The 19,680-nt window shown below is 27.1% G+C and carries 23 protein-coding genes and 5 tRNA genes; 16 read left to right on the forward strand and 12 right to left on the reverse strand.

What is annotated here, in order from left to right; genetic code table 11:
* Positions 1 to 761: 761 nt before the first annotated feature.
* The 4 genes from KJQ99_RS01735 to modA all read right to left on the reverse strand — a co-directional run bounded on the left by KJQ99_RS01735 (position 762) and on the right by modA (position 3,366).
* Positions 762 to 1,217 (reverse strand): hypothetical protein, encoded by a 456-nt coding sequence (locus tag KJQ99_RS01735; protein WP_214149821.1) that lies wholly within the window; start codon positions 1,215 to 1,217, stop codon positions 762 to 764.
* A gap of 139 nt (positions 1,218 to 1,356) precedes the next feature.
* Positions 1,357 to 2,019 (reverse strand): molybdate ABC transporter permease subunit, encoded by a 663-nt coding sequence (modB, locus tag KJQ99_RS01740; protein ID WP_214149822.1) that lies wholly within the window; start codon positions 2,017 to 2,019, stop codon positions 1,357 to 1,359.
* Entirely contained in the window at positions 2,007 to 2,681 is a 675-nt protein-coding gene (locus tag KJQ99_RS01745; RefSeq protein WP_214142746.1) for an ATP-binding cassette domain-containing protein, read from the reverse strand. The genes modB and KJQ99_RS01745 overlap by 13 nt, the downstream gene beginning before the upstream one ends.
* Positions 2,674 to 3,366, reverse strand: a complete 693-nt coding sequence (gene modA / locus KJQ99_RS01750; protein WP_214149823.1) for a molybdate ABC transporter substrate-binding protein — start codon at positions 3,364 to 3,366, stop codon at positions 2,674 to 2,676. The genes KJQ99_RS01745 and modA overlap by 8 nt, the downstream gene beginning before the upstream one ends.
* Before the next feature lie 168 nt (positions 3,367 to 3,534).
* On the opposite strand from modA, the gene KJQ99_RS01755 reads away from it, so the two are divergent.
* Positions 3,535 to 4,164 (forward strand): c-type cytochrome, encoded by a 630-nt coding sequence (locus KJQ99_RS01755; RefSeq protein WP_250325654.1) that lies wholly within the window; start codon positions 3,535 to 3,537, stop codon positions 4,162 to 4,164.
* 47 nt (positions 4,165 to 4,211) lie between these two features.
* Here the strand turns inward: KJQ99_RS01755 and KJQ99_RS01760 are convergent, their stop codons facing one another.
* Positions 4,212 to 5,417, reverse strand: coding sequence for a phosphoglucose isomerase-related protein (locus tag KJQ99_RS01760; protein WP_214149824.1), 1,206 nt, complete (start codon positions 5,415 to 5,417; stop codon positions 4,212 to 4,214).
* A gap of 13 nt (positions 5,418 to 5,430) precedes the next feature.
* The gene (locus tag KJQ99_RS01765) at positions 5,431 to 7,017 is read right to left on the reverse strand and encodes a glycosyltransferase (RefSeq protein ID WP_214149825.1); all 1,587 of its coding nucleotides are present in this window, start codon (positions 7,015 to 7,017) and stop codon (positions 5,431 to 5,433) included.
* 67 nt (positions 7,018 to 7,084) lie between these two features.
* Here KJQ99_RS01765 and wecB point away from each other — a divergent pair, with 67 nt between their 5' ends.
* From wecB to KJQ99_RS01790, 5 genes are all read left to right on the forward strand, one after another.
* A complete protein-coding gene (wecB, locus tag KJQ99_RS01770) occupies positions 7,085 to 8,194 on the forward strand; it encodes a non-hydrolyzing UDP-N-acetylglucosamine 2-epimerase (RefSeq protein WP_214149826.1) in 1,110 nt (369 codons plus the stop codon).
* Complete coding sequence (locus KJQ99_RS01775) at positions 8,184 to 9,701, forward strand: MBOAT family O-acyltransferase (RefSeq protein ID WP_214149827.1); 1,518 nt, start codon at positions 8,184 to 8,186, stop codon at positions 9,699 to 9,701. The genes wecB and KJQ99_RS01775 overlap by 11 nt, the downstream gene beginning before the upstream one ends.
* 8 nt (positions 9,702 to 9,709) lie before the next feature.
* Positions 9,710 to 10,726, forward strand: a complete 1,017-nt coding sequence (locus KJQ99_RS01780) for a hypothetical protein (protein WP_214149828.1) — start codon at positions 9,710 to 9,712, stop codon at positions 10,724 to 10,726.
* An 88-nt stretch (positions 10,727 to 10,814) separates the two neighbouring features.
* Entirely contained in the window at positions 10,815 to 12,335 is a 1,521-nt protein-coding gene (locus KJQ99_RS01785) for a YifB family Mg chelatase-like AAA ATPase (protein WP_214149829.1), read from the forward strand.
* A 529-nt stretch (positions 12,336 to 12,864) separates the two neighbouring features.
* Positions 12,865 to 13,524 (forward strand): hypothetical protein, encoded by a 660-nt coding sequence (locus KJQ99_RS01790; RefSeq protein WP_214149830.1) that lies wholly within the window; start codon positions 12,865 to 12,867, stop codon positions 13,522 to 13,524.
* A gap of 49 nt (positions 13,525 to 13,573) precedes the next feature.
* Here KJQ99_RS01790 and KJQ99_RS01795 read toward each other — a convergent pair whose 3' ends face one another.
* Genes KJQ99_RS01795 through KJQ99_RS01805 form a run of 3 tightly spaced genes read right to left on the reverse strand, consistent with a single transcriptional unit; the run spans position 13,574 to position 14,895 of the window.
* Positions 13,574 to 14,128: a hypothetical protein gene (locus KJQ99_RS01795; RefSeq protein WP_214149831.1), complete on the reverse strand. Its 555-nt coding sequence runs from the start codon at positions 14,126 to 14,128 to the stop codon at positions 13,574 to 13,576.
* Entirely contained in the window at positions 14,109 to 14,420 is a 312-nt protein-coding gene (locus KJQ99_RS01800; RefSeq protein ID WP_214149832.1) for a hypothetical protein, read from the reverse strand. Before KJQ99_RS01800 ends, KJQ99_RS01795 begins: the two co-directional genes overlap by 20 nt.
* Entirely contained in the window at positions 14,410 to 14,895 is a 486-nt protein-coding gene (locus KJQ99_RS01805; RefSeq protein ID WP_214149833.1) for a hypothetical protein, read from the reverse strand. The genes KJQ99_RS01800 and KJQ99_RS01805 overlap by 11 nt, the downstream gene beginning before the upstream one ends.
* A gap of 169 nt (positions 14,896 to 15,064) precedes the next feature.
* On the opposite strand from KJQ99_RS01805, the gene KJQ99_RS01810 reads away from it, so the two are divergent.
* The gene (locus KJQ99_RS01810; protein ID WP_214118213.1) at positions 15,065 to 15,196 is read left to right on the forward strand and encodes an alpha-amylase; all 132 of its coding nucleotides are present in this window, start codon (positions 15,065 to 15,067) and stop codon (positions 15,194 to 15,196) included.
* A 64-nt stretch (positions 15,197 to 15,260) separates the two neighbouring features.
* Here KJQ99_RS01810 and KJQ99_RS01815 read toward each other — a convergent pair whose 3' ends face one another.
* The 3 genes from KJQ99_RS01815 to yaaA are packed head-to-tail and all read right to left on the reverse strand — an operon-like array spanning position 15,261 to position 16,814.
* The gene (locus tag KJQ99_RS01815) at positions 15,261 to 15,857 is read right to left on the reverse strand and encodes an NAD(P)H-dependent oxidoreductase (RefSeq protein WP_214119985.1); all 597 of its coding nucleotides are present in this window, start codon (positions 15,855 to 15,857) and stop codon (positions 15,261 to 15,263) included.
* Positions 15,854 to 16,078 carry a hypothetical protein gene (locus KJQ99_RS01820; RefSeq protein ID WP_214118209.1) on the reverse strand — a complete coding sequence of 75 codons (225 nt, stop codon included), beginning with the start codon at positions 16,076 to 16,078 and terminating at the stop codon, positions 15,854 to 15,856. Before KJQ99_RS01820 ends, KJQ99_RS01815 begins: the two co-directional genes overlap by 4 nt.
* Position 16,079: 1 nt before the next feature.
* A complete protein-coding gene (gene yaaA / locus KJQ99_RS01825) occupies positions 16,080 to 16,814 on the reverse strand; it encodes a peroxide stress protein YaaA (RefSeq protein WP_214149834.1) in 735 nt (244 codons plus the stop codon).
* A gap of 87 nt (positions 16,815 to 16,901) precedes the next feature.
* Here yaaA and KJQ99_RS01830 point away from each other — a divergent pair.
* The 9 genes from KJQ99_RS01830 to nusG all read left to right on the forward strand — a co-directional run bounded on the left by KJQ99_RS01830 (position 16,902) and on the right by nusG (position 19,674).
* Positions 16,902 to 16,977: transfer RNA gene (locus tag KJQ99_RS01830), tRNA-Thr, on the forward strand.
* Positions 16,978 to 17,033: 56 nt separating this feature from the next.
* Positions 17,034 to 17,118: transfer RNA gene (locus KJQ99_RS01835), tRNA-Tyr, on the forward strand.
* An 8-nt stretch (positions 17,119 to 17,126) separates the two neighbouring features.
* Positions 17,127 to 17,203, forward strand: a tRNA-Gly gene (locus KJQ99_RS01840).
* A gap of 108 nt (positions 17,204 to 17,311) precedes the next feature.
* A tRNA-Thr gene (locus KJQ99_RS01845) sits at positions 17,312 to 17,386 on the forward strand.
* 62 nt (positions 17,387 to 17,448) lie between these two features.
* Positions 17,449 to 18,648: an elongation factor Tu gene (gene tuf, locus KJQ99_RS01850; protein ID WP_214118205.1), complete on the forward strand. Its 1,200-nt coding sequence runs from the start codon at positions 17,449 to 17,451 to the stop codon at positions 18,646 to 18,648.
* Between the two features lie 49 nt (positions 18,649 to 18,697).
* The gene (rpmG, locus tag KJQ99_RS01855) at positions 18,698 to 18,856 is read left to right on the forward strand and encodes a 50S ribosomal protein L33 (protein WP_214118203.1); all 159 of its coding nucleotides are present in this window, start codon (positions 18,698 to 18,700) and stop codon (positions 18,854 to 18,856) included.
* Positions 18,857 to 18,860: 4 nt separating this feature from the next.
* Positions 18,861 to 18,936 (forward strand) — tRNA-Trp (locus KJQ99_RS01860).
* 15 nt (positions 18,937 to 18,951) lie between these two features.
* A complete protein-coding gene (gene secE, locus KJQ99_RS01865) occupies positions 18,952 to 19,131 on the forward strand; it encodes a preprotein translocase subunit SecE (RefSeq protein WP_214118201.1) in 180 nt (59 codons plus the stop codon).
* Between the two features lie 9 nt (positions 19,132 to 19,140).
* Positions 19,141 to 19,674: a transcription termination/antitermination protein NusG gene (gene nusG, locus KJQ99_RS01870; RefSeq protein WP_214118200.1), complete on the forward strand. Its 534-nt coding sequence runs from the start codon at positions 19,141 to 19,143 to the stop codon at positions 19,672 to 19,674.
* Positions 19,675 to 19,680 lie beyond the last annotated feature (6 nt).

Consider the following 19,680-nt stretch of genomic DNA (forward strand, 5'->3'; position numbering starts at 1 on the left):
TTAAATAATCAAACTATGCAAACTAGTTTTATACCTTTACAGGATAAATAATGTTTTTAAAAGCTTTTTTAATGAAATAAATAAGCTGTGGATAATATAGATTTAATGATGTTGGGTAGTGGGTTTAATACAAATTGATAGATAAATTTTTTATTTTATTTAATATAGGAATTTATCTTAAATATTTTTAATGTAGTTTGATAAGAGTTATTTCTAAAATGCTTTATAAGATGATTTAGGAAATGATTGCGGTAGTATTTTTTAGTGTAATAAAAAATAGCTTATAAATTAGTGGATTTAGTGACTGATTGAATTGTAGGTATAGTGTTAATATAATTAGTGATGATTAAATAAGATTTATAATAGTGGCTTAGCCTTGCTTATTAGATTTAAATGAGCTATTAGTAAATTAATTTTTTAGATTAATAACATAGCTTATAAATTTTTAATCTAAAGGGTTAGAGTAAGGCATAACAATAGTATTCCAGAATACAAAAGCGTATATGAAAGAACTAATATTACAAATTTAAAATAATAAAGAAAATTTTCTATAAAATTATAATATATGTGGTTTTTATCTTTTGGTTTATATTCTTTTGAAATTACTTTAAAATAACGAAAGCAAAATACACATTTAAAGAAAAGTTTAGCCTTAAATTTTTTATACGGGTAAGCTTCATATAAGAATGCAAATCCTACAACTATCATAGCAAGAAATACTAGTTTCATAAAATTCTTTCAGTAGTATTTACAATACTTAATTAATCAAACCAACTATAACGCTTGATATTGTTTTTTTCTAAAATTTCAATAAAATTTTTAATTTCATCTTTTGTAAACATATTTTGATTTATATGTATCGGAAATTTAAATTTCTTAAACCTAACTACTATATTATTATTAGTAATAGAAGTAAAAAACCAATAATCTTTAAATTTTCTATAGCAAACCTTTTGAGTGCAAAACTTTCTCTTAATTATGAAAAAATCTTCATAACAAATAACCGTTTTAATATCAATTGCACAAAAAAAATGATAAGGTATAATAGCAACTATAATAAAACCAATAATATTTGCTAAAAAATTATCTAAATCTATAAAACATATTCCAATCAGTAAAGTTGCTAAATCCCATATAAAAACAAATATATAATAAAGAGATACGAAAAAAGATTTTTTTCTATTCATCACAAAAATAGGCTCATTGTTGTTTTGCATAATATTTTCCTATATTATTTATTTTTATTTTGAAAATAGGCTCTCCTTTAAGTTTTACCCTACAGCTTTTAACCTATTATTATATTCTCTATACTCTCAATTTTTATCATTATTTATTCTTTAGTTTAAAGAATTTAAATTAGGATTTATATTTATTTTGTTTTATAAATTGTAAGGCAAATAAAATAATAAAAGAAATGGCTAATAATATTATACTAAGCTCATTTGCTTTATTTAAATCTAGTGTTTCTAATGCTTCAAATACGGCAATAGAAGCGACTTTTGTCTCTCCTGCTACGCTACCGCCTATCATCATTACTACACCAAATTCTCCCATAGTATGAGCAAAACTCATAACACTAGCACTTATTACACTAGGGATTATTAGCGGCAAACAAAGGCGAAATATTATATTAGCTTGAGATTTTTCAAGTAATTTAGCTCTATCAAAAAGATTTTTAGGCAAAGCATTAAACGCACTATAAATAGGATTAAACATAAAAGGCATAGAATAAATTATTGAAGCAATCAATAAAGCCTTAAAATTAAAAACAAGTTTAATATCAAAATTAGCCAAAAATTGCCCTAAATAATTATTAGGACTTAATAGCACCAATAAATAAAAGCCTAAAACGGTAGGGGGTAGCACAAGTGGCAATGAAATTATGCTTAATAGTATTTTTTTACCAAAAAACTCTTTTTGGCTTAGATAAAATGCAGGATATAAGCAAATAAAAAATAATATTATAGTAGTTACGAAAGATAACTTAAGTGATAAGAAAATTGGTGTTAATTCTTGCATAAAAACTCATTATTTTGGATTTTTTCTATAAAAAATTCTTCTTTATTAAGACATTTTTCAAAACTACCATTTTTTACAAAATATATTTTATCAGCAAGGGCATTTATTTCAAAACACGAATGAGATACAAAAATAATTGTTCTTTTGTAGTCTTGATTTATTTTTTTGATTAGTTTTATAAGTGCTATTTTGTTACTATCATCAAGTGCGCTTAAAGGCTCGTCTAATAATATATATTTTGCATTTTTACTTAAGGCGCAAATTAATGCTAGTCTTTGTTTTTGTCCTCCGCTTAGAGTGCTGATTTTTTTAGTTTTGTGCTCTTCTAAATTAGCTAGTTTTAATAATTCATCGTAAAAATTACTTGTATTTTTATCTAATCTTTTACCAAAAATATATTTTAAATCATCTAAAAGAGTTTTAGTATTTGTAAAAACTAGATTTTCATATACATTAAAATTATCAAATAATGTGCAATCTTGAAATAAAAAAGCAATATCTTTTAGCAAAGGCTTATTAATAAGCCCAGCTATTAATTTTAAAATAGTGCTTTTACCACTTCCGCTATCACCAAACAATGCGATAATTTCTCCATCATCAAAGCTTAATCTAGCATTTATTTTAAAGTCTTTAAAATCGTGTTTTAAATCCAGCTCATTCATAGCCATATTTATTAAAAATTTCCTTTGCATCAGGGCTTAATATAAAATCATAAAACACTTTAGCATTTTTTTCTTTACTTGTAATTATCATACCTTGTAAAATTGGTTCGTATAATTTATCATCAATTTTTAATATGTTTTCATCACTAAAACCTAATTCTTTAATTTGCTCTATGCTAGACGCTGCTACAAAAGCATAATCACAAGCTTTTGTGGCTTGTAGTAATGTTGCTGAAATATTTGTAGCAGTTATTATGTTTGAACTATTTGGAATTTGATTTAATACTTCTTTAGCTGCTTTTCCATAAGGAGCTGTGTTTGGGTTTGCTATAGCTATACAAGATGCGGTTTTTAAATCATCTAAATTAGGCTTTTTTTTAGCTGAAAATAATATTAGCTTTCCTTTTGCATAAGTGATTGCTTGATTTTTAGTTAATTCTTCTAAATCTTTAGCAAATTCCATATTTGCAGATAAGAATACATCATAATTTGCTCCATTTTTAATTTGTGCGTTAAAGCTACCACTAGCACCTGTATTGACATTAAGTTTTATATCTGGGTGTAGTTTTTCAAATTTTTGCTTTAATTCGTTTAGTGGATAGCTTATGTTTGCAGCTGCTGCGATATTTAAAGTATTTGCTAATGCAAAAGAACTTAAACTTAAAAATAATAATGCTTTTTTCATACTTACTCCTTTAAAATATAAAAAATTATATATTAAAAAATCTTTAATAAAACTGAATTTAAAAGCTTATTATATAAAATAATATATAATAAATTAATTTTTTATTTTAATATTACAATTATTAAAAAATGCTAGTATTTTGCCTTTTAATTTATTTAAGGAGAAAATATGAAAAAAATATTTTTAAGTTTAGCAGCAATTAGTGCTTTAATAATTCAAACAGGTTGTAACGATAAAAAAGAAGAGCAAAAACCAGCTCAAGAGCTTAGTCAAAATGTAAAATCAAGCACTGAAGAAGTGGCTAAGAAAATAGATACAATTGTAGATAATGTGGCAACAAAGGTTGATGAACATATAAATACTGCTGCAAATCAAGTTGAACCTATGATAAATTCTGCAGTAGATAGCATTAGTGATACTACAAAAAGCGTTGCTAACAATTTAAAAGAAAGCACCAATGAAGTTGCAAATACAATAAAAGAAAGCACAGATAGTGCAGCTAAAGCAATTACTGATGGCATTGATAAGGTTAGTAGTAGTGTTGAAAATGTTTTAAAAACTGATGCGGCGACTTTATTTAAAAAATGTATTGCCTGTCATGGAAAAAATGCAGAAAAATTAGCTCCTGGGGCTGAAGTTGTAATAAATACTTTAAGCGAGAGCGAAATTTATGAAGCTTTAAGTGGATATAAGGCGGGAACTTTTGGTGGTAAATCTCAAAAAACTATGCAATTACAAGTAAAAAATCTAAATGATGAAGACTTTAAAGCTTTAGCTAAATACATTAAGACTTTATAAGATAGTTAAAAATTAGGAATGTGAAATTCCTAATTTTGTTTTTATGATTATTTTGTAGTTAATAATATTTTTAGAAGTTTTTTTGCACTTTCAACACCAGGTTGATCGTAAGTGCTAATGCCTATCATAAGCCCACAAGCACCAACTAATAACTCATAATAGTATATTAAATATCCGATATTATAAGCACTTTTGCCATCAAGCTCAATTAGACTTGTTTCTATTCCTTCAGCTTTTATCGCATCAAGACACGATTTGCTTTGAGCATAAAGTAGCTCATCTAAACTATGTCCTACGCTTTGATTTTCAAGATTTTCAAGTCCTTTTATGTGCTTTATTTTGGGGCTATTTGGATTTGGTTTTATACGGATAAATTCTACGAATTTATCTTTTGGCCCTTCAATTATGAGTTGTAAAAACGAATGCTGGTCTTTTGGTCCTATTAGACTAATTGGTGTAAGTCCTACGCGTTTATATTCTTTAAATTTCCCAAGACTTTCGGCTACAAGCTGAACGAACCATTCGTTAAAATGGCGTAATTCTTCACAATAAGTGAATAAAACATAATTTTTATTTATCATTTTTGTGCTTAGCGTGTAGGCTAGATTAAGGATATGCTCACGAATTAGCGTATCGTTCATACAATCTTTAGCACCTTTGATAAGCTCATCAACATTAGCCCCTGCTAAAAATAACGGCACAAGTCCAACATTACTAAGCACTGAAAATCTACCGCTAACGTTTTCTTCTATATCAAAATGTGTTATTTCATTTGTCTTTAAAAACTCATAAAATTTGGTATTTTGCATACAAATTCCTATTAAGTGATGCTTTAAATCATCTACATTTAAACCTAAAACATCAAGCAAAATCCTAAAATAACTTATACATTCAATTGTATTTCCAGATTTTGATACTAATATGAAAAGCGTTTTTTCAAGGTCAATTTTTTCTAATATTTCATTAAAAAGAGTACTTGAAATATTGTCTAAATAATCAATATTTTTTATCCCCAAAAAACTCGTAATCGCCCTAGTGCCAACACTACTTCCACCCATTCCAATAACTATAAAATGACTTTTGTTAGCAAATTTTTCTTTTACTTTTTGAAGTTTTGAAATTCCTAAATCAAATTCTAAAGGCAAATCATAAAACCCAACTTCGCCACTTTGCCTTTCTTCATTCATTCTTTTTAGATAAAGGCTTATGTTTTCTTGCGAAGTTTTTTCAAAATACTCTTGATAGGTAATCATTTGTAATCCTTTATTATTGATATTTTTTAATACCTAATTTTCTTTTTATATAATGTCTAATTACTCTTTCTAGTCTTTTTAGATAACTATCTCTATTTTTTATACTTTGATTAAAAATACTTAGTGTTTTATTAAAATTATCAGTATTATTAATTAATGGTGTAAATCCATTATCCATTGCTAAATTAATTGCTTTGTTAAATTTTTTAATATTGTCATCACTCATAGATATACCACATTTTTCTATTCCATATTTTATACTTAACTCAGGATTAGCTCCCCAAATTTTTTTATTGTTTTTATTATGTGGTGGAACGAAAGTTTGTATATTTTGTTTTTGTAGCATTAAAGAAAATGCTATATCTTCTCCTGCCACTTTTAAATCTTGCATTTCTTGTGGTGCATTTAATAAATATTGTAACCATTCTTTTTTAAAAAACCATGCGTGCCCTACAAAATCAACTAATGCTGTTATTTCATTAGGACATGCCCAACCCAATCTAAAAATATTTTCTGGATAATCTCTTGGTTTTTTCATTACAACCCCTATTGCTCCATATAAACCTTCTTGTTTATGCATTTCATTAAGGCAATTTGCTAAGAAATCACATCCAGGTAAAGTATCATCATCAAATACACAAATATATTTTGAAGTTGCTTTTTGTGCAAATTTAAATCTTTGCCAAACCCCTTTATTTTCTTTAGAAATTTCAATATTGGTAGCAATTTCTTTTGCTTCTTTGCACATTTGAACACCTTCAAACACACCATCTTGATAAATTAATATTTCTTTTGGTTTGATAGATTGTTTTTTTATTGATTCAATTTGTAAAGGCAATACATGTGGTCTTTTGTATAAATTTAAAACTACACTAATTTCTAATTCTTTTTTATTATAAATTTTCATTTTGCAATTTTTATTTGCATATTCACTAGAATTATCCATATATGGTCTTAATTGTATTTTATCTTTAAAATAAAAGTCAATTGAAGAACCAAAATCTATATATTGGTTTTCTTCATTATTTTCAAATAATTTATGTATTATGATTTCAGCTAAAGGTCCTGCAGATATAACATATAGTAAATTTTTTTGTGTTCCAAAATCGTTAATAATTTCATCAATTAAATTATTTAAGTGTTTGTTGTAAAAATCATTGCAATCATCACTAATTTCGTAATATTTTAAAATATTTAAATTACCTATTTTTTTATTTTTGGCACGATAGTTAGCTATTACAACTGCATCTTTTTTTATTTTTTCAAAATACTCTTTAAATCTTTTATGATTTATATTGACGAAAATATTACTTAAGCTAATATTTGTATTGTCAATTTGCTGTTGATAAAAATAACTAGAAGCAAAATCGCAGCATGGGCAAGAAATAGCATGTATTATTTTAGGATTATTTAATTTTAAAGTTTCGTATAGGCTATTAGAAAATTTTAAATTATTATTTACTTCCCAACCTTCTTGTGCTTTTACTCTAATATTATTTATTATAGCTCTTTCACCATCTCCATATCTTAAGAGAGCAAAGTTTTCATTTTTGTTTATTTTATTAAAAATTTTATCAAATTCTTCTGTCAATATAAGCATTGCTATATCCTTAATATTTTAGTTATAATGCTTAAGATTTTATATAAATAAAGTAAGGAAATATTATATGGTTAAAAATATATTAATTGTATTTGGTACAAGACCTGAAGCTATTAAATTAGCACCTGTAATTTTAGAATTAAAAAAATATCCAAGTCTTTATAATGTAATAGTATGTAATACTGAACAGCAAAAAGAATTATCAAATCAAACTCTCGAGTTTTTTAATATAAAAGCAGATATTAAGCTTGATTGTATGAGAGAAAATCAAAAATTAGTTGATATTCAATCAAGAATAATGTTGAAATTACAAGAAGTATTTAGCAATAATACTATTTATGCGACCATAGTGCAAGGCGATACTATGAGTGTTTTATGTGGTGCTTTAGTTAGCTTTTACAATAAAGTCCCTGTTTTTCATATTGAAGCAGGTCTTAGATCAAATGATATATTTGAACCATTTCCAGAAGAGGCAATTAGAGCTATGGTTAGTAAAATTACAACATTGCATTTTGCTCCAACAAATGATGCAGTAAAAGCATTGAAAAAAGAAGGGATTAATAAAAATATTTTTATGGTTGGAAATACTTCTATAGATGCTTTAAAGTGTTTATCAGATGAAATTATGCAAAAAACTAATAAATTTTTAGATACTTTAAATAAGGATAAATTAGTATTAGTAACTATTCATCGTAGAGAAAATCATGGTGATAGATTAAATTTTATTTGCAAAGCAATTAAAGATATAGCAAGCAAGTTTAAAGACCATAGTTTTTTAATACCTGTTCATCCAAATCCTAATGTAAAAATTAAAATATATAAAGAATTATCTAATATAAGTAATATAATATTAACCGAGCCATTAGAATATCCTATGCTAATTAATGTTATGAAAAATTCTAAACTTATTTTAACAGATAGTGGAGGGATACAAGAAGAAGCACCTAGTTTCAATGTCCCTATTTTGGTTTTAAGATATGAAACAGAAAGAATAGAAGGTATAAATGCTGGTTTTTCTAAGCTTGTTGGTGCTGATTATAATAAAATAATAAATGAAACTACTAATATTCTAATAAAAAATAAAGAAGAAACAAGAATTTATAAAGATAATCCATATGGCAATGGTAACGCGAGTGCAAATATTGTGAATATAATAGGTAAAATTGATGTTATTTAACTCCAATCTATTCATATTCATATTTTTACCAATAACATTTATTTTATATCACACACTAAATTACTATAGGCAAATAAATCTAGCAAAGGTTTTTATGATATTTGCTAGTTTTGTTTTTTATGCTTATTTTAAATATTCACTTGTATTTATATTAATAGCTTATATTCTAATAAACTATACTTTTTATCATTTACTAATGCGGTATAAAAGTAAGCTTTTGCTAAGTCTTGGGATAGGGCTAAACTTAGCAATATTAGGATATTTTAAATATAAATATTTTGTTATAGATAATATAAATAATGTCTTTAATCTTGATATTATTAATCCAACCATACTGCTTCCACTTGGAATTTCATTTATTACCTTTCAGCAAATCGCATTTTTAAGTGATTGTTATAAGTATCAGCGTGATATAAAAACTCTCGTGGGGGGGGGTATTTTAGGATTTATAAACTTTAGTTTATTTGTAAGCTTTTTTCCACAATTAATTGCTGGACCTATTGTGCATTATAAAGATATGATGCCGCAATTTAAAAATCCAAATAACTTCATATTAAGATATAAAAACATAGCTTTAGGATTATTGTTTTTTACAATTGGCTTATTTAAAAAAGTAGCCTTAGCTGATTATCTAGCACCTAGTGTTGATAGTGCTTACGCTTTTGTTGAAAGCGGAGGGGTATTAAATCTAATTGAAAGTTGGGTATTAACCCATGCTTATACATTTGAGCTTTATTTTGATTTTAGTGGATACTCTGATATGGCGATAGGCTTAGCATTGTTTTTTAATATAAAACTTCTATATAACTTTAATTCTCCTTATAAGTCTTTAAGTATTTCAGAGTTTTGGCAAAGATGGCATATGACATTAGGAAAATTTTTAAAAGATTATATTTATATTCCACTTGGTGGTAGTAGGGTTGGCAAATCTAGACAATACATAAATTTATTTATAGTCTTTTTAATAAGTGGAATTTGGCACGGAGCTGGATGGGGATTTATAATATGGGGAAGCTTACATGGAATTGCAATATGTATTCATAAAGTATATATGAGTGTGTTTGCTAATGTTACTTGGTTTAAGAATAGATTAAATAGTAAGTTTTATAAAGTAATAATGTGGATTATTACATTTGAGTTTATTAATATTACTTGGGTGTTTTTTAGAGCTACTAGTATAAATGATGCTTTAAGTGTTATTAAGAGTATGTTTTTAATACACGGACAAATTGTGCTAAGTCCTAATATGCAAAGATTATTTCAAGATAATCCTTTATTTGCATTTGGTAAATGGGGAGAGCATTTTACTATAGGACAAAGTGCTATGTTAAATGCTGTGCTTTTAATGATAGCTTTTGTTTTGTTATTTAGGTCTTCACATTTAAATATATATAAAAAGTTTATTTTTAAAGATAGATATTTTATATTAATAGGGATTATGCTGATTTGGTGTATTTTAAAGCTTAATATTACCGCTTATACAAAATTTATATATTTTAACTTTTAGGAATATTTATGAATAGATATTTAAAAAGAATAATTATAGGAGCTTTTATAATTCCTTTGATGGGGTTTTTATATATTGTTAGTCTTGTTTATTTTTACGACCCATTGCAGCTTTTTAACGAGAAATATCCTAATAAATATTTAGCAGATACTAGAATAGCGGCAAAAAGAGTAATTGATAATTATGAATTTGATAGTGTTTTATTAGGTAGTTCTATGCTTTTAATGAGTGAGCCAAAAGAATTAAATAATGGAAAATATATTAATATTACTTTAGATGGTTCTATTAGTGAAGAAAGAGCGTATTTGTTAGAATATTTATTTAAAACCAAAAATATTAAGAATATTATTTATACTCTTGATGGTGTTATTCAAGATACAAGTTATTATAAAAAACAATTTTCTTATTTATATGATACTAATATTGATTTTAAAGATAAAATAAAAGCATATTTTAATGGTTTAATTCCTTATAAATGTTTTTTATTTTTTTCTAAAAAAGATTATTGTATAGGAAGAGAGCATAATTATTATAATTTACAATTAGAATTCTTTAGGCCTGATTATATTTTAGATGAGGTAGATTTTGTTTATCAAAAAAATCTTTATACCATTACCAATGAATCTAGGATATTAGATAAATATTTAGTTAAGTATATAGAGCAAAATCCAAAAACAAATTTTCATATAGTAATACCACCATATCATACATTATCTTATAAAAAAGATTTGGATAAATATTTAAAATTGTATAAATTAAGTATAGAAAAATTATCAAAATATAAAAATGTAAAAATATATTTCTTTGGTAACGAAAGATTTAGTGATAATATTAATAATTGGCAAAATGATAAACAACATTATAAAAAACATATAAATTCTCGTATTAATAAAGCCATCAATGAAGGCACAAATATCATTACTATTGATAATATGGAAAAAGAATTTAATAAATTTATTAAAAAAGTAGAAGATTATGACCTTAAAGCTTATAAAGAAGCTTTAAAATTAGATATTAGAGAATAAATGTATTTTAATTGTATTTTGAACATTATCAAATAAATTGCAGTTTTGTATTAATAAACTTAAAGTATTCTAAAGAAAAGGTAAAAATATGAAAAATATAAAATCAGCAATTTACACAAACGAACTAAATATAATAAATATTGAAGCAATGATGTCAAAGGGCTTACCTGCTTTTAATATCGTAGGATTAGCAAGCACTAGTATCAAAGAAAGTGTAGATAGGATAAAATCAGCTTTTGCTAATCTTGATGATTTTACAATGCCTTGTAAAAAAATCGTAATAAATCTAAGCCCATCAGATATTCCTAAAAATGGTAGTTATTTTGATTTAGCAATTGCGCTTTTAGTATATTTTTATGAAAAAGATTTAGATAATGATTATTATGTATTCGGAGAGCTTGGGTTAAATGGGGATATTAAAAGCACTTCGGGGCTTTTTTCTATTTTATTATTTTTAGCTAGATTTAAGCCAAATTCTAAGGTTTTAGTGCCTAAAGACTTAGCAAATGAAGTTAGTTTGATTTATAATTTGCAGTGTTATGCTGTCGGGAATTTACTTGAAGCTTTTGAATTTTTTACTAGCGAAGATAAGGAAAAATTCAGAATAAACTATAATGAAAATATTTTTAATTCTTTAATCAAAATCAATAATAAAAGTTATATAAAAAATACAAATTACCCACTAGATTTTATAGACATTAGGGGGCAAGAACAAGCAAAATTAGCTTGTAAAATAGCAGCTTTAGGAATGCACAATATTATGTTAGAAGGCTCACCTGGAAGTGGTAAAAGTATGTGTGCTAAAAGGTTGGTTTATATAATGCCACCACTTAGCGTTGATGAGATTTTAGAAAATAATGCTTATAGGAGTTTAAATGGCGAGAAGCTTGATTTTTCGTCTATTAGAAGCTTTAGAAGTCCGCATAGAAGCTCAACTATTAGCTCAATTTTAGGTGGTGGGACTAAAAATGCTAGGATAGGCGAAATTGCTTTGGCAAATAATGGGGTTTTGTTTTTTGATGAATTTACTTATTTTAATAAGCAAATTATAGAAAGCCTAAGAGAGCCTTTAGAAGATAATCTAATCAATATTTCAAGGGTTAATTCAAAAATATCTTATAAAACTAAATTCTTATTCATATCAGCCTTAAATCCTTGCCCTTGTGGAAATCTCTTTAAAAAAGAGCAAAATTGCAAATGCCTTGAGCGTGATATTATAAGGTATAAAAGTAAGATTTCAGAGCCGATTTATGATAGGATTGATTTATATGTGGCGGTTGATGAGGTTGATATGAACGCAAAAGCAAGTGTTAGTAGCAAGGATTTAGCTGATGAGATTTTAAAGGCTTTTATCTTTCAAAAAGAGATAAGAAAGCAAGATGAGTTTAATGGTAAATTAAGCGATGAAGATATTAAAAAATACTGCATTTTAGAAGATAGTGCAAGAGATATTTTTAACAAAGCTATTAATAATTATCATTTAAGTGCTAGGGCTGCTAATAAGGTTTTAAAGGTTGCTAGGTCTTTGGCTGATTTTGAAGAGAGATTAAAAATAAACGAAAAAGATATAAAAATAGCTTTATCTTTTAGATATAGAGCAAAACATTAGATTTTGATTTTAAATTCTTTAGTATTAAAGAATTTAAAATTAGTAGTTAAAGTTACATTACTAATCTAACAATTGATTATCACATATAATATTTTTCATATCTTTTAAAGCAGAGAATAAACAATTTTTCTTTTTGTTATATAAATTATATTTTTCTAAATCAAGATTTTCTTTAGATATAACTTCGTTAAAATCTCTTTCAAGTTCTTGAATTAATTTTTAGCTTTTTGTATTGCTGATACTAAGTTTTGATAAGAGTAATTTGTTTCATCTTTTTTTATTAATTCACAATAATCGTCCAAAAGATATAACAAGCTTTGAAATTATTTATGATTTCGTGCTTTTTGGCAAATTTTTGTCCCATATTTTTAGTATTTTTAGCTCATTATTTTGCTTAAAAATTTTTGTGATTCTAAAATAATAAATAATTAAATTCCTTAAAAATTGGTTTTAATAATTTTATTTTTAAGCTTTTATTAAGAGTGGGGGGGGGTATTATTATATTTTTAAAATTATTTTAGGAGATATTATGAAAAAATTAGTTTTTTCGTTAATTTGTGTAAATGCTTTTGCAAGCAATTTTGTTGGTTTGGATATTTATGGAACTAGTTTGGTTGAAGAAAATGGAGTTAGTTTAGAAGATAATTTTGTTGGTAGAGCTGATTTGTACGCAAATAGATTTTACACAAATGAAGAAAATCATTTTGTATATGATATTAGATTTACTCATGCTGAAATTAATAGTGATTTTGTAAATTCATATAATGTTAAAGGTAAAATCAAAGATAGCTTTAATAGTTTTTCAGCACTTGGTGGTTATGGAATTTTAGTTGGTAATGATATGTCTTTATCGTTGTTAGGTGGTCTAGGTTATGCTAGTAGAAGTTTTGAAACTAAGTTTTATAATATTGATACAAATGATATTAATGTTAGTGCAAATTCAATGTTTTTAAAGGCTGGTGTTGCTGCCAGAAAACAATTTGAGAATAATTTTACAATGAGTGGTGGTGTGTATCTTAAATATTTTGCAAAAAAAGTAAATTTTATAAAACGCTTTTCGCCTGAAGTTGATTTAAGACTTGGTTATACTTTTGCAAATAATACTTATGCAGGAGTAAAATTTGGCTATGAAAATACTTTAATCGGTCATGGTGGTAAAGCTGGTTTTGAACTAGGCTATAAATTTTAAAATTTACTCAAGCATTTAAAGGTTTGAGTAAAAATATTTTAATAACCAATTAGCTCTCATAAACTTGCTCTTTATCATCTGTGTAATAAGTTTTATATTTTATTGTAGTTTCGTTTTTTCCACCATTCACAACTATGCCTTTTATCTTGCCATCTGTTATTTTACTGCTTAATTCATTTGGCATAGTTGGATAAACAAATTTCAAATTAGCATTACAATATCTTGCTCTATCATCTTCGTTTTTTAGTGTTACAAAGCTAGAAAAATCCATCTTAACATTAGTGCTTACATATTTTATTATTTGATTCAATAAATCAATTACGGGTTTATAAGCATTTGCTGCGTAGCTTTCGGCAAAATTACCATTATATGAATAATCATAATCTTTAAACTCTCGCACTTTAATTATCGTATTTTCTACTTCATCTTGAAATGCTTTAATAACGCCATATTTAAATATTACTTCAGGAGCATTTTCTCTTATAAGCTCTTCTAGGGCTTCAAGTGCTACTTCATCATTGCATTTTGGTGTATTATCAAAAAAAGAAAAATTAAAAGCACTTAAATATGTGCTTAAAAATAAACTAATTATTATTTTTTTCATTGTTACTCCTATTATCTTCAAATATTTTTGCAATAGCTTGAGAGATATTTTCATTATTTGGGTTATTGTCTAATATAAATAATTTTAAAAACTCAACGCCAAAATGCGATGGGAAAATAAAATAACAATCATTGTGAAAATTATCTTTAGGAAAATGATTTGTCCTTATGCCTATTGATAATTCACCCTTATTTGTCTGTGCTTCTCCGACTACTACTTCAAAATATTTATCTTTATAAATTAGTTTGAAAGGATAGTTTTTACTATCAATAAAAGGCTTTTTAATTTGCATTTCTTGCCTTTACTAAGTCTATGATATTATTAACCTTTTCTAAGTTTTTATTTCTTAAAATTGCACCTATTATAAATAAATCAAATAGGCACCAAAAAGCAATGAATTTGTCTAAATCTAAAATACCCGATATCTCTGGATTTATTTCCTTGAGATTAGATGCTATTATTAATAAAATTAATTTCATACAACCTACCGAAAACATATTAATTCTAAACCAAGCTACACCATAACAACCTAATAATAGATTATAAAGCCAAAAGCAAGTAACAGGACTATCAAGCTTGTCTTTTTTTAGTATTTTAGCAACTTCGTTAAGCTCTGTCTCGCTTAAACTTTCTAGTTTTTTTAATAATTCTTCATTACTCATAATAGGTTCTGATGACTTTATATTTTTTATGAGAAATTTTCTAAATCTACCTATTTTTTTAGGCAACTTGTCTTGAATTGAAGAGAATAAAATCGTCGCATTCATTTTTAATCCTTTTAAAATAAAATAAAAACGAGATAATACCCCCCCCCATTCTTAATTTATGCTTAAATATATAACAAGTTTTAAATATATGAATTTTAAATTTATATTTTTTAAGTAAAAATTAAGAATGGGGTGGGGTATAATAAATTATTTTATGAAAGGAGATATTATGAATAATGCTAATGCAAACCATAAAGCAAATCAAGCTAATGCTAATAAAGGCACTTCAGGTCAAAACCCAGCTCACGCAAAAGTTCATGGAAATCGTGGTGCTCAATTAAATCCAAATAATAAAAAATAATTTTGGATTTACTAGCCTAAAAAGGCTAGTGTATAAAATGTAATTTATTTTGAAGATAGAATGCTTATATAAATTTTACTTTTTCGTTAAACGAAAATCTCATTTTTTTATGCTTTGGTTGCCCGTTTGCTCTATAACCAAAAGTTAAAACTAAAGCACAAAACTCATCTTTTGGTAAAAATTCTTCATTAATCGGTGCTTCGTCGTATCCTCCGATAATGCAAGAATCAACGCCTAAAGTATGAGCACAATTTACCATATTTGTAGCTGCTATATAGCATTGTAAAGCTCCATATTCGTGAGCGTTTCTAGTTTCTAAACGCTTTAGATAAGGCGAATATAATTCATAAACTTTATCAAAATCTTCTCTTCTTTTAAGCGCATTTTGAACTACGCTACCCTTTGGGTCAAAATTATTTTTTGCAGCTACAATTACAGCAAAAGCACAAGTTTCAAATTGTCTTTTAGAATTACAAAATTGTTTTAATTTTTCAATGTTTTCAGGATTTTGTAAAACATAAAAAGTCCAAGGCTCAAGCCCTAATGAGCTAGGGCTTAAAATTCCAGCTTCTAAAATAGCATTGATTTTTGCTTGAGAAACTTTTTCGTTATTAAATTCTTTACAAGCAAAACGAGTTTTTAATAAGTGCAAATAATTCATTCTTCGTCCTTTCTAGCTTTTTTTTGAGCTAATATATTTTCTTTATTATCTTCTATTAATAATCTATTTCTTTCTATTAGCTTCATTGCTTCGTTTAATTTATCATCAATTACTGATATTTTTTGTTTTAATAGATTTATTCTTGCGTTGAAATATTGCGTAATTAAAAATGCTATCAGTAAAAATACGATTAGTATAACTAGTAAATACAAGCTTCCCATTTTAATCCTTTATATCAATATAAAATATTGTTTTATTTTCTATATTTTCTATATTTATTACAGAAAAATTAGTATAAATCATATTAGATAATTCTTTAATATTAGTAATATTATTTTGTGCTAATAGCCTTAAAACCCTGCCACGATAGACTTTTGAACTATGAGATAATTGCTTATTATTTTTCATAAAAATAAAAGTTGCGTGCGGAATTTGAATTTGATAATAGTCTTTATAAATATCAGCTCTAAGGTCAATTGCAAATTCTTTTATTATTTCATTTAGATTATTTGTTGTATCTTTTAAATATTCTTTAGCTTGGTTGATTTTGTTTAATTTCACCCCTTGTTTGAGTTTATAAAATGGTATCTCATCATTTGCAAGAATAGGTCCAAAAAGGTTGGAAAATATAATTACATTACCATCAATATATGTTTTTTCTTCATTGCTTAAGCTATTGTAATCTAATTCTTTATAGCTAACTCCTTGGTATAAAATTATTGCTTTATATAGTTTATTAGAGAAATTATTTAATATATTTTGGGTATTTTTAACACCAAAAATTAATTCTAAATTATCAAAATGATTTATATATTCCTTTATATATGATTTTCTAAATTGAGATTTTATTGAGAGATTGTCTAAATTTAAATTAGTAAAAAATATCTTTAATTCATCTACATTACAAGCATTTAAGCTATTTATTTTTTCTTCACTTGGTGAAAACAAAATTTTCATATTGCTCCTTTTTTTAAAAAAATTATAACTTACTCTTGACAAATGAAAAATTTTTACATATAATGCCGTCTTTCATTTTTGATTTATGCTGGTTTAGCTCAGTTGGTAGAGCAGCTGCCTTGTAAGCAGCAGGTCGGGGGTTCAAGTCCCTTAACCAGCTCCATTTTATTTTTAGCAGTGTTTGACCAGAACAAAAAAGGCTTTATTTTTATAAATAAAGGTGAGTTACTCAAGTGGCCAACGAGGGCAGACTGTAAATCTGCTGGCTTTGCCTTCCGTGGTTCGAATCCACGACTCACCACCATTATAGATGCGGGAATAGCTCAGTTGGCTAGAGCATCAGCCTTCCAAGCTGAGGGTCGCGAGTTCGAGTCTCGTTTCCCGCTCCAACTTTTTTGCAAGAACTGGGAGCTGTAATTTTTATCGCTTCACAAGTTTTTCCAAAAATAGTTTAAGTTTTAGTGTATTTGTTGTCTAAAGTTATAATTTTTCTGAGCGCTCGTATGGCTCAGAGGTAGAGCACTCCCTTGGTAAGGGAGAGGTCGTGGGTTCAAGTCCCACTATGAGCTCCATTTATTCAAAAAGGTAATAATTTTAGACTAGTAATTAATTTTATTAATACGGAGGAAGTATTATGGCAAAGGAAAAATTCTCACGTAATAAACCACACGTGAATATCGGAACAATTGGTCATGTTGACCACGGTAAAACTACTTTAACTGCTGCTATTTCAGCTGTTTTATCAAGAAAAGGTCTTGCAGAGCTTAAAGATTATGATAATATTGATAATGCTCCAGAAGAAAAAGAAAGAGGTATTACAATTGCTACTTCTCATATTGAGTATGAGACTGAAAATCGTCACTACGCTCACGTAGACTGCCCAGGCCACGCAGACTATGTTAAAAACATGATTACAGGTGCTGCACAAATGGATGGCGCTATTCTTGTTGTTTCAGCAGCAGACGGCCCAATGCCACAAACTAGAGAGCACATTCTATTATCACGCCAAGTTGGTGTTCCATATATCGTAGTATTTATGAACAAAGCTGATATGGTTGATGATGCTGAATTATTAGAACTAGTTGAAATGGAAATTAGAGAATTATTAAGTTCATATGATTTCCCAGGCGATGACACTCCAATCGTATCTGGTTCAGCTTTACAAGCTTTAGAAGAAGCAAAAGCTGGTAAAGATGGCGAATGGTCAGCTAAAATTTTAGAGCTAATGGCTCAAGTAGATAGCTATATCCCAACTCCAGTTCGTGATACTGACAAAGATTTCTTAATGCCAATTGAAGACGTATTCTCAATTTCAGGTCGTGGTACAGTTGTAACAGGACGTATTGAAAAAGGTATCGTTAAAGTTGGAGATACTATCGAAATCGTTGGTATTAGAGATACTCAAACAACAACAGTTACTGGTGTTGAAATGTTTAGAAAAGAAATGGAGCAAGGTGAAGCTGGTGATAACGTAGGTGTATTACTACGCGGAACAAAAAAAGAAGATGTTATTCGTGGTATGGTTCTTGCTAAACCAAAAACTATTACTCCACATACAGACTTTGAAGCTGAAGTTTATATCTTAACTAAAGAAGAAGGTGGTAGACATACTCCATTCTTTAATAACTATAGACCACAGTTCTATGTAAGGACAACTGACGTTACAGGTTCTATTCAGTTAGCAGAAGGCACAGAAATGGTTATGCCTGGTGATAACGTAAGAATTACTGTATCATTAATTCAACCAGTTGCACTTGAAGAAGGTACTCGTTTTGCTATCCGTGAAGGTGGTAGAACAGTTGGTTCAGGTGTTGTATCAAAAATTATTAAGTAATTTAAATGAGTAGGTTTTATACCTACTCTAAAAACTAAAAGGAAATGTTATGAGAATTAAAATTGGTTTAAAATGCGAAGAAACAGGCGATATTAATTATAGTACGTTTAAAAATTCAAAGAATACTACTGAAAAGTTAGAACTTAAAAAGTATTGCCCAAGATTAAGAAAACATACAGTTCATAAAGAAGTTAAGTTAAAAAGCTAATTTTAGGGCAATAGCTCCAACGGTAGAGCGCCGGATTCCAAATCCGATGGTTGGGGGTTCGAATCCCTCTTGCCCTGCCAATTAAAGGTTTTAAAATGGAAAAATTAATAAATTATTTTAAGTTATCAAAAGCTGAGTTAGCAAAAGTATTTTTTCCAACTAAAGGACAAGTAAAAAATGCTTTTATTACGGTAGTTGTTGTAGTTACCGTTATTTCTTTATTTTTAGCTTTTGTTGATTTTATTATGTCTTTTTCATTAAAGAGTATTTTATAAGGGCGCGAGATGAATTTTAAATGGTATGCAATTCAGACTTACGCAGGTAGCGAAATGGCTGTAAAAAGAGCTATTGAGAAATTATGTTATGAAAATGGAATTTCTGATAGATTAAAAGAAGTTTTAGTTCCTACAGAAGATGTTATTGAAACAGGTAAGAATGGAAAACAGAAAATTACAGCAAAATGTTTATATTCTAGCTATGTTTTTGCAAACATTGATTTAGATATAGAGTTATGGCATAAAATTCAAAAATTGCCTAAAGTTGGAAGATTTATTGGAGAATCTAAAAAACCTACTCCTTTAAGTGAGAAGGATGTTAATTTGATTTTAGAAAAAGCTAATAATAAAAAAGCTCCAAGACCTAAAATTTTCTTTGAAAATGGAGAAAGTGTTAGGATTACTGAAGGCTCATTTGCGAATTTTACAGGTATTGTAGAAGAATACGATATGGTTAGGGGTACTTTAAAACTTAATGTTTCAATTTTTGGAAGAAGTACGCCAGTTGAAATACTATATTCACAAGTAGAAAAAATTATTTAATAAATT

Source organism: Campylobacter sp. 2018MI13 (assembly GCF_018501135.1).
Classification (GTDB): Bacteria; Campylobacterota; Campylobacteria; order Campylobacterales; family Campylobacteraceae; genus Campylobacter_E.

Bases quoted from the DNA above. Each gene is read 5' to 3' on its own strand.
- KJQ99_RS01780 (WP_214149828.1), top strand. From the start codon at position 9,710: ATGAATAGATATTTAAAAAGAATAATTATAGGAGCTTTTATAATTCCT.
- KJQ99_RS01755 (WP_250325654.1), top strand. From the start codon at position 3,535: ATGAAAAAAATATTTTTAAGTTTAGCAGCAATTAGTGCTTTAATAATT.
- yaaA (WP_214149834.1), bottom strand. From the start codon at position 16,814: ATGAAAATTTTGTTTTCACCAAGTGAAGAAAAAATAAATAGCTTAAAT.
- rpmG (WP_214118203.1), top strand. From the start codon at position 18,698: ATGAGAATTAAAATTGGTTTAAAATGCGAAGAAACAGGCGATATTAAT.
- KJQ99_RS01820 (WP_214118209.1), bottom strand. From the start codon at position 16,078: ATGGGAAGCTTGTATTTACTAGTTATACTAATCGTATTTTTACTGATA.
- modA (WP_214149823.1), bottom strand. From the start codon at position 3,366: ATGAAAAAAGCATTATTATTTTTAAGTTTAAGTTCTTTTGCATTAGCA.
- KJQ99_RS01745 (WP_214142746.1), bottom strand. From the start codon at position 2,681: ATGAATGAGCTGGATTTAAAACACGATTTTAAAGACTTTAAAATAAAT.
- nusG (WP_214118200.1), top strand. From the start codon at position 19,141: ATGAATTTTAAATGGTATGCAATTCAGACTTACGCAGGTAGCGAAATG.
- KJQ99_RS01735 (WP_214149821.1), bottom strand. From the start codon at position 1,217: ATGCAAAACAACAATGAGCCTATTTTTGTGATGAATAGAAAAAAATCT.
- KJQ99_RS01790 (WP_214149830.1), top strand. From the start codon at position 12,865: ATGAAAAAATTAGTTTTTTCGTTAATTTGTGTAAATGCTTTTGCAAGC.
- KJQ99_RS01805 (WP_214149833.1), bottom strand. From the start codon at position 14,895: ATGAATGCGACGATTTTATTCTCTTCAATTCAAGACAAGTTGCCTAAA.
- KJQ99_RS01760 (WP_214149824.1), bottom strand. From the start codon at position 5,417: ATGATTACCTATCAAGAGTATTTTGAAAAAACTTCGCAAGAAAACATA.
- KJQ99_RS01775 (WP_214149827.1), top strand. From the start codon at position 8,184: ATGTTATTTAACTCCAATCTATTCATATTCATATTTTTACCAATAACA.
- KJQ99_RS01800 (WP_214149832.1), bottom strand. From the start codon at position 14,420: ATGCAAATTAAAAAGCCTTTTATTGATAGTAAAAACTATCCTTTCAAA.
- KJQ99_RS01795 (WP_214149831.1), bottom strand. From the start codon at position 14,128: ATGAAAAAAATAATAATTAGTTTATTTTTAAGCACATATTTAAGTGCT.
- KJQ99_RS01785 (WP_214149829.1), top strand. From the start codon at position 10,815: ATGAAAAATATAAAATCAGCAATTTACACAAACGAACTAAATATAATA.
- KJQ99_RS01765 (WP_214149825.1), bottom strand. From the start codon at position 7,017: ATGCTTATATTGACAGAAGAATTTGATAAAATTTTTAATAAAATAAAC.
- tuf (WP_214118205.1), top strand. From the start codon at position 17,449: ATGGCAAAGGAAAAATTCTCACGTAATAAACCACACGTGAATATCGGA.
- KJQ99_RS01810 (WP_214118213.1), top strand. From the start codon at position 15,065: ATGAATAATGCTAATGCAAACCATAAAGCAAATCAAGCTAATGCTAAT.
- KJQ99_RS01815 (WP_214119985.1), bottom strand. From the start codon at position 15,857: ATGAATTATTTGCACTTATTAAAAACTCGTTTTGCTTGTAAAGAATTT.
- secE (WP_214118201.1), top strand. From the start codon at position 18,952: ATGGAAAAATTAATAAATTATTTTAAGTTATCAAAAGCTGAGTTAGCA.
- wecB (WP_214149826.1), top strand. From the start codon at position 7,085: ATGGTTAAAAATATATTAATTGTATTTGGTACAAGACCTGAAGCTATT.
- modB (WP_214149822.1), bottom strand. From the start codon at position 2,019: ATGCAAGAATTAACACCAATTTTCTTATCACTTAAGTTATCTTTCGTA.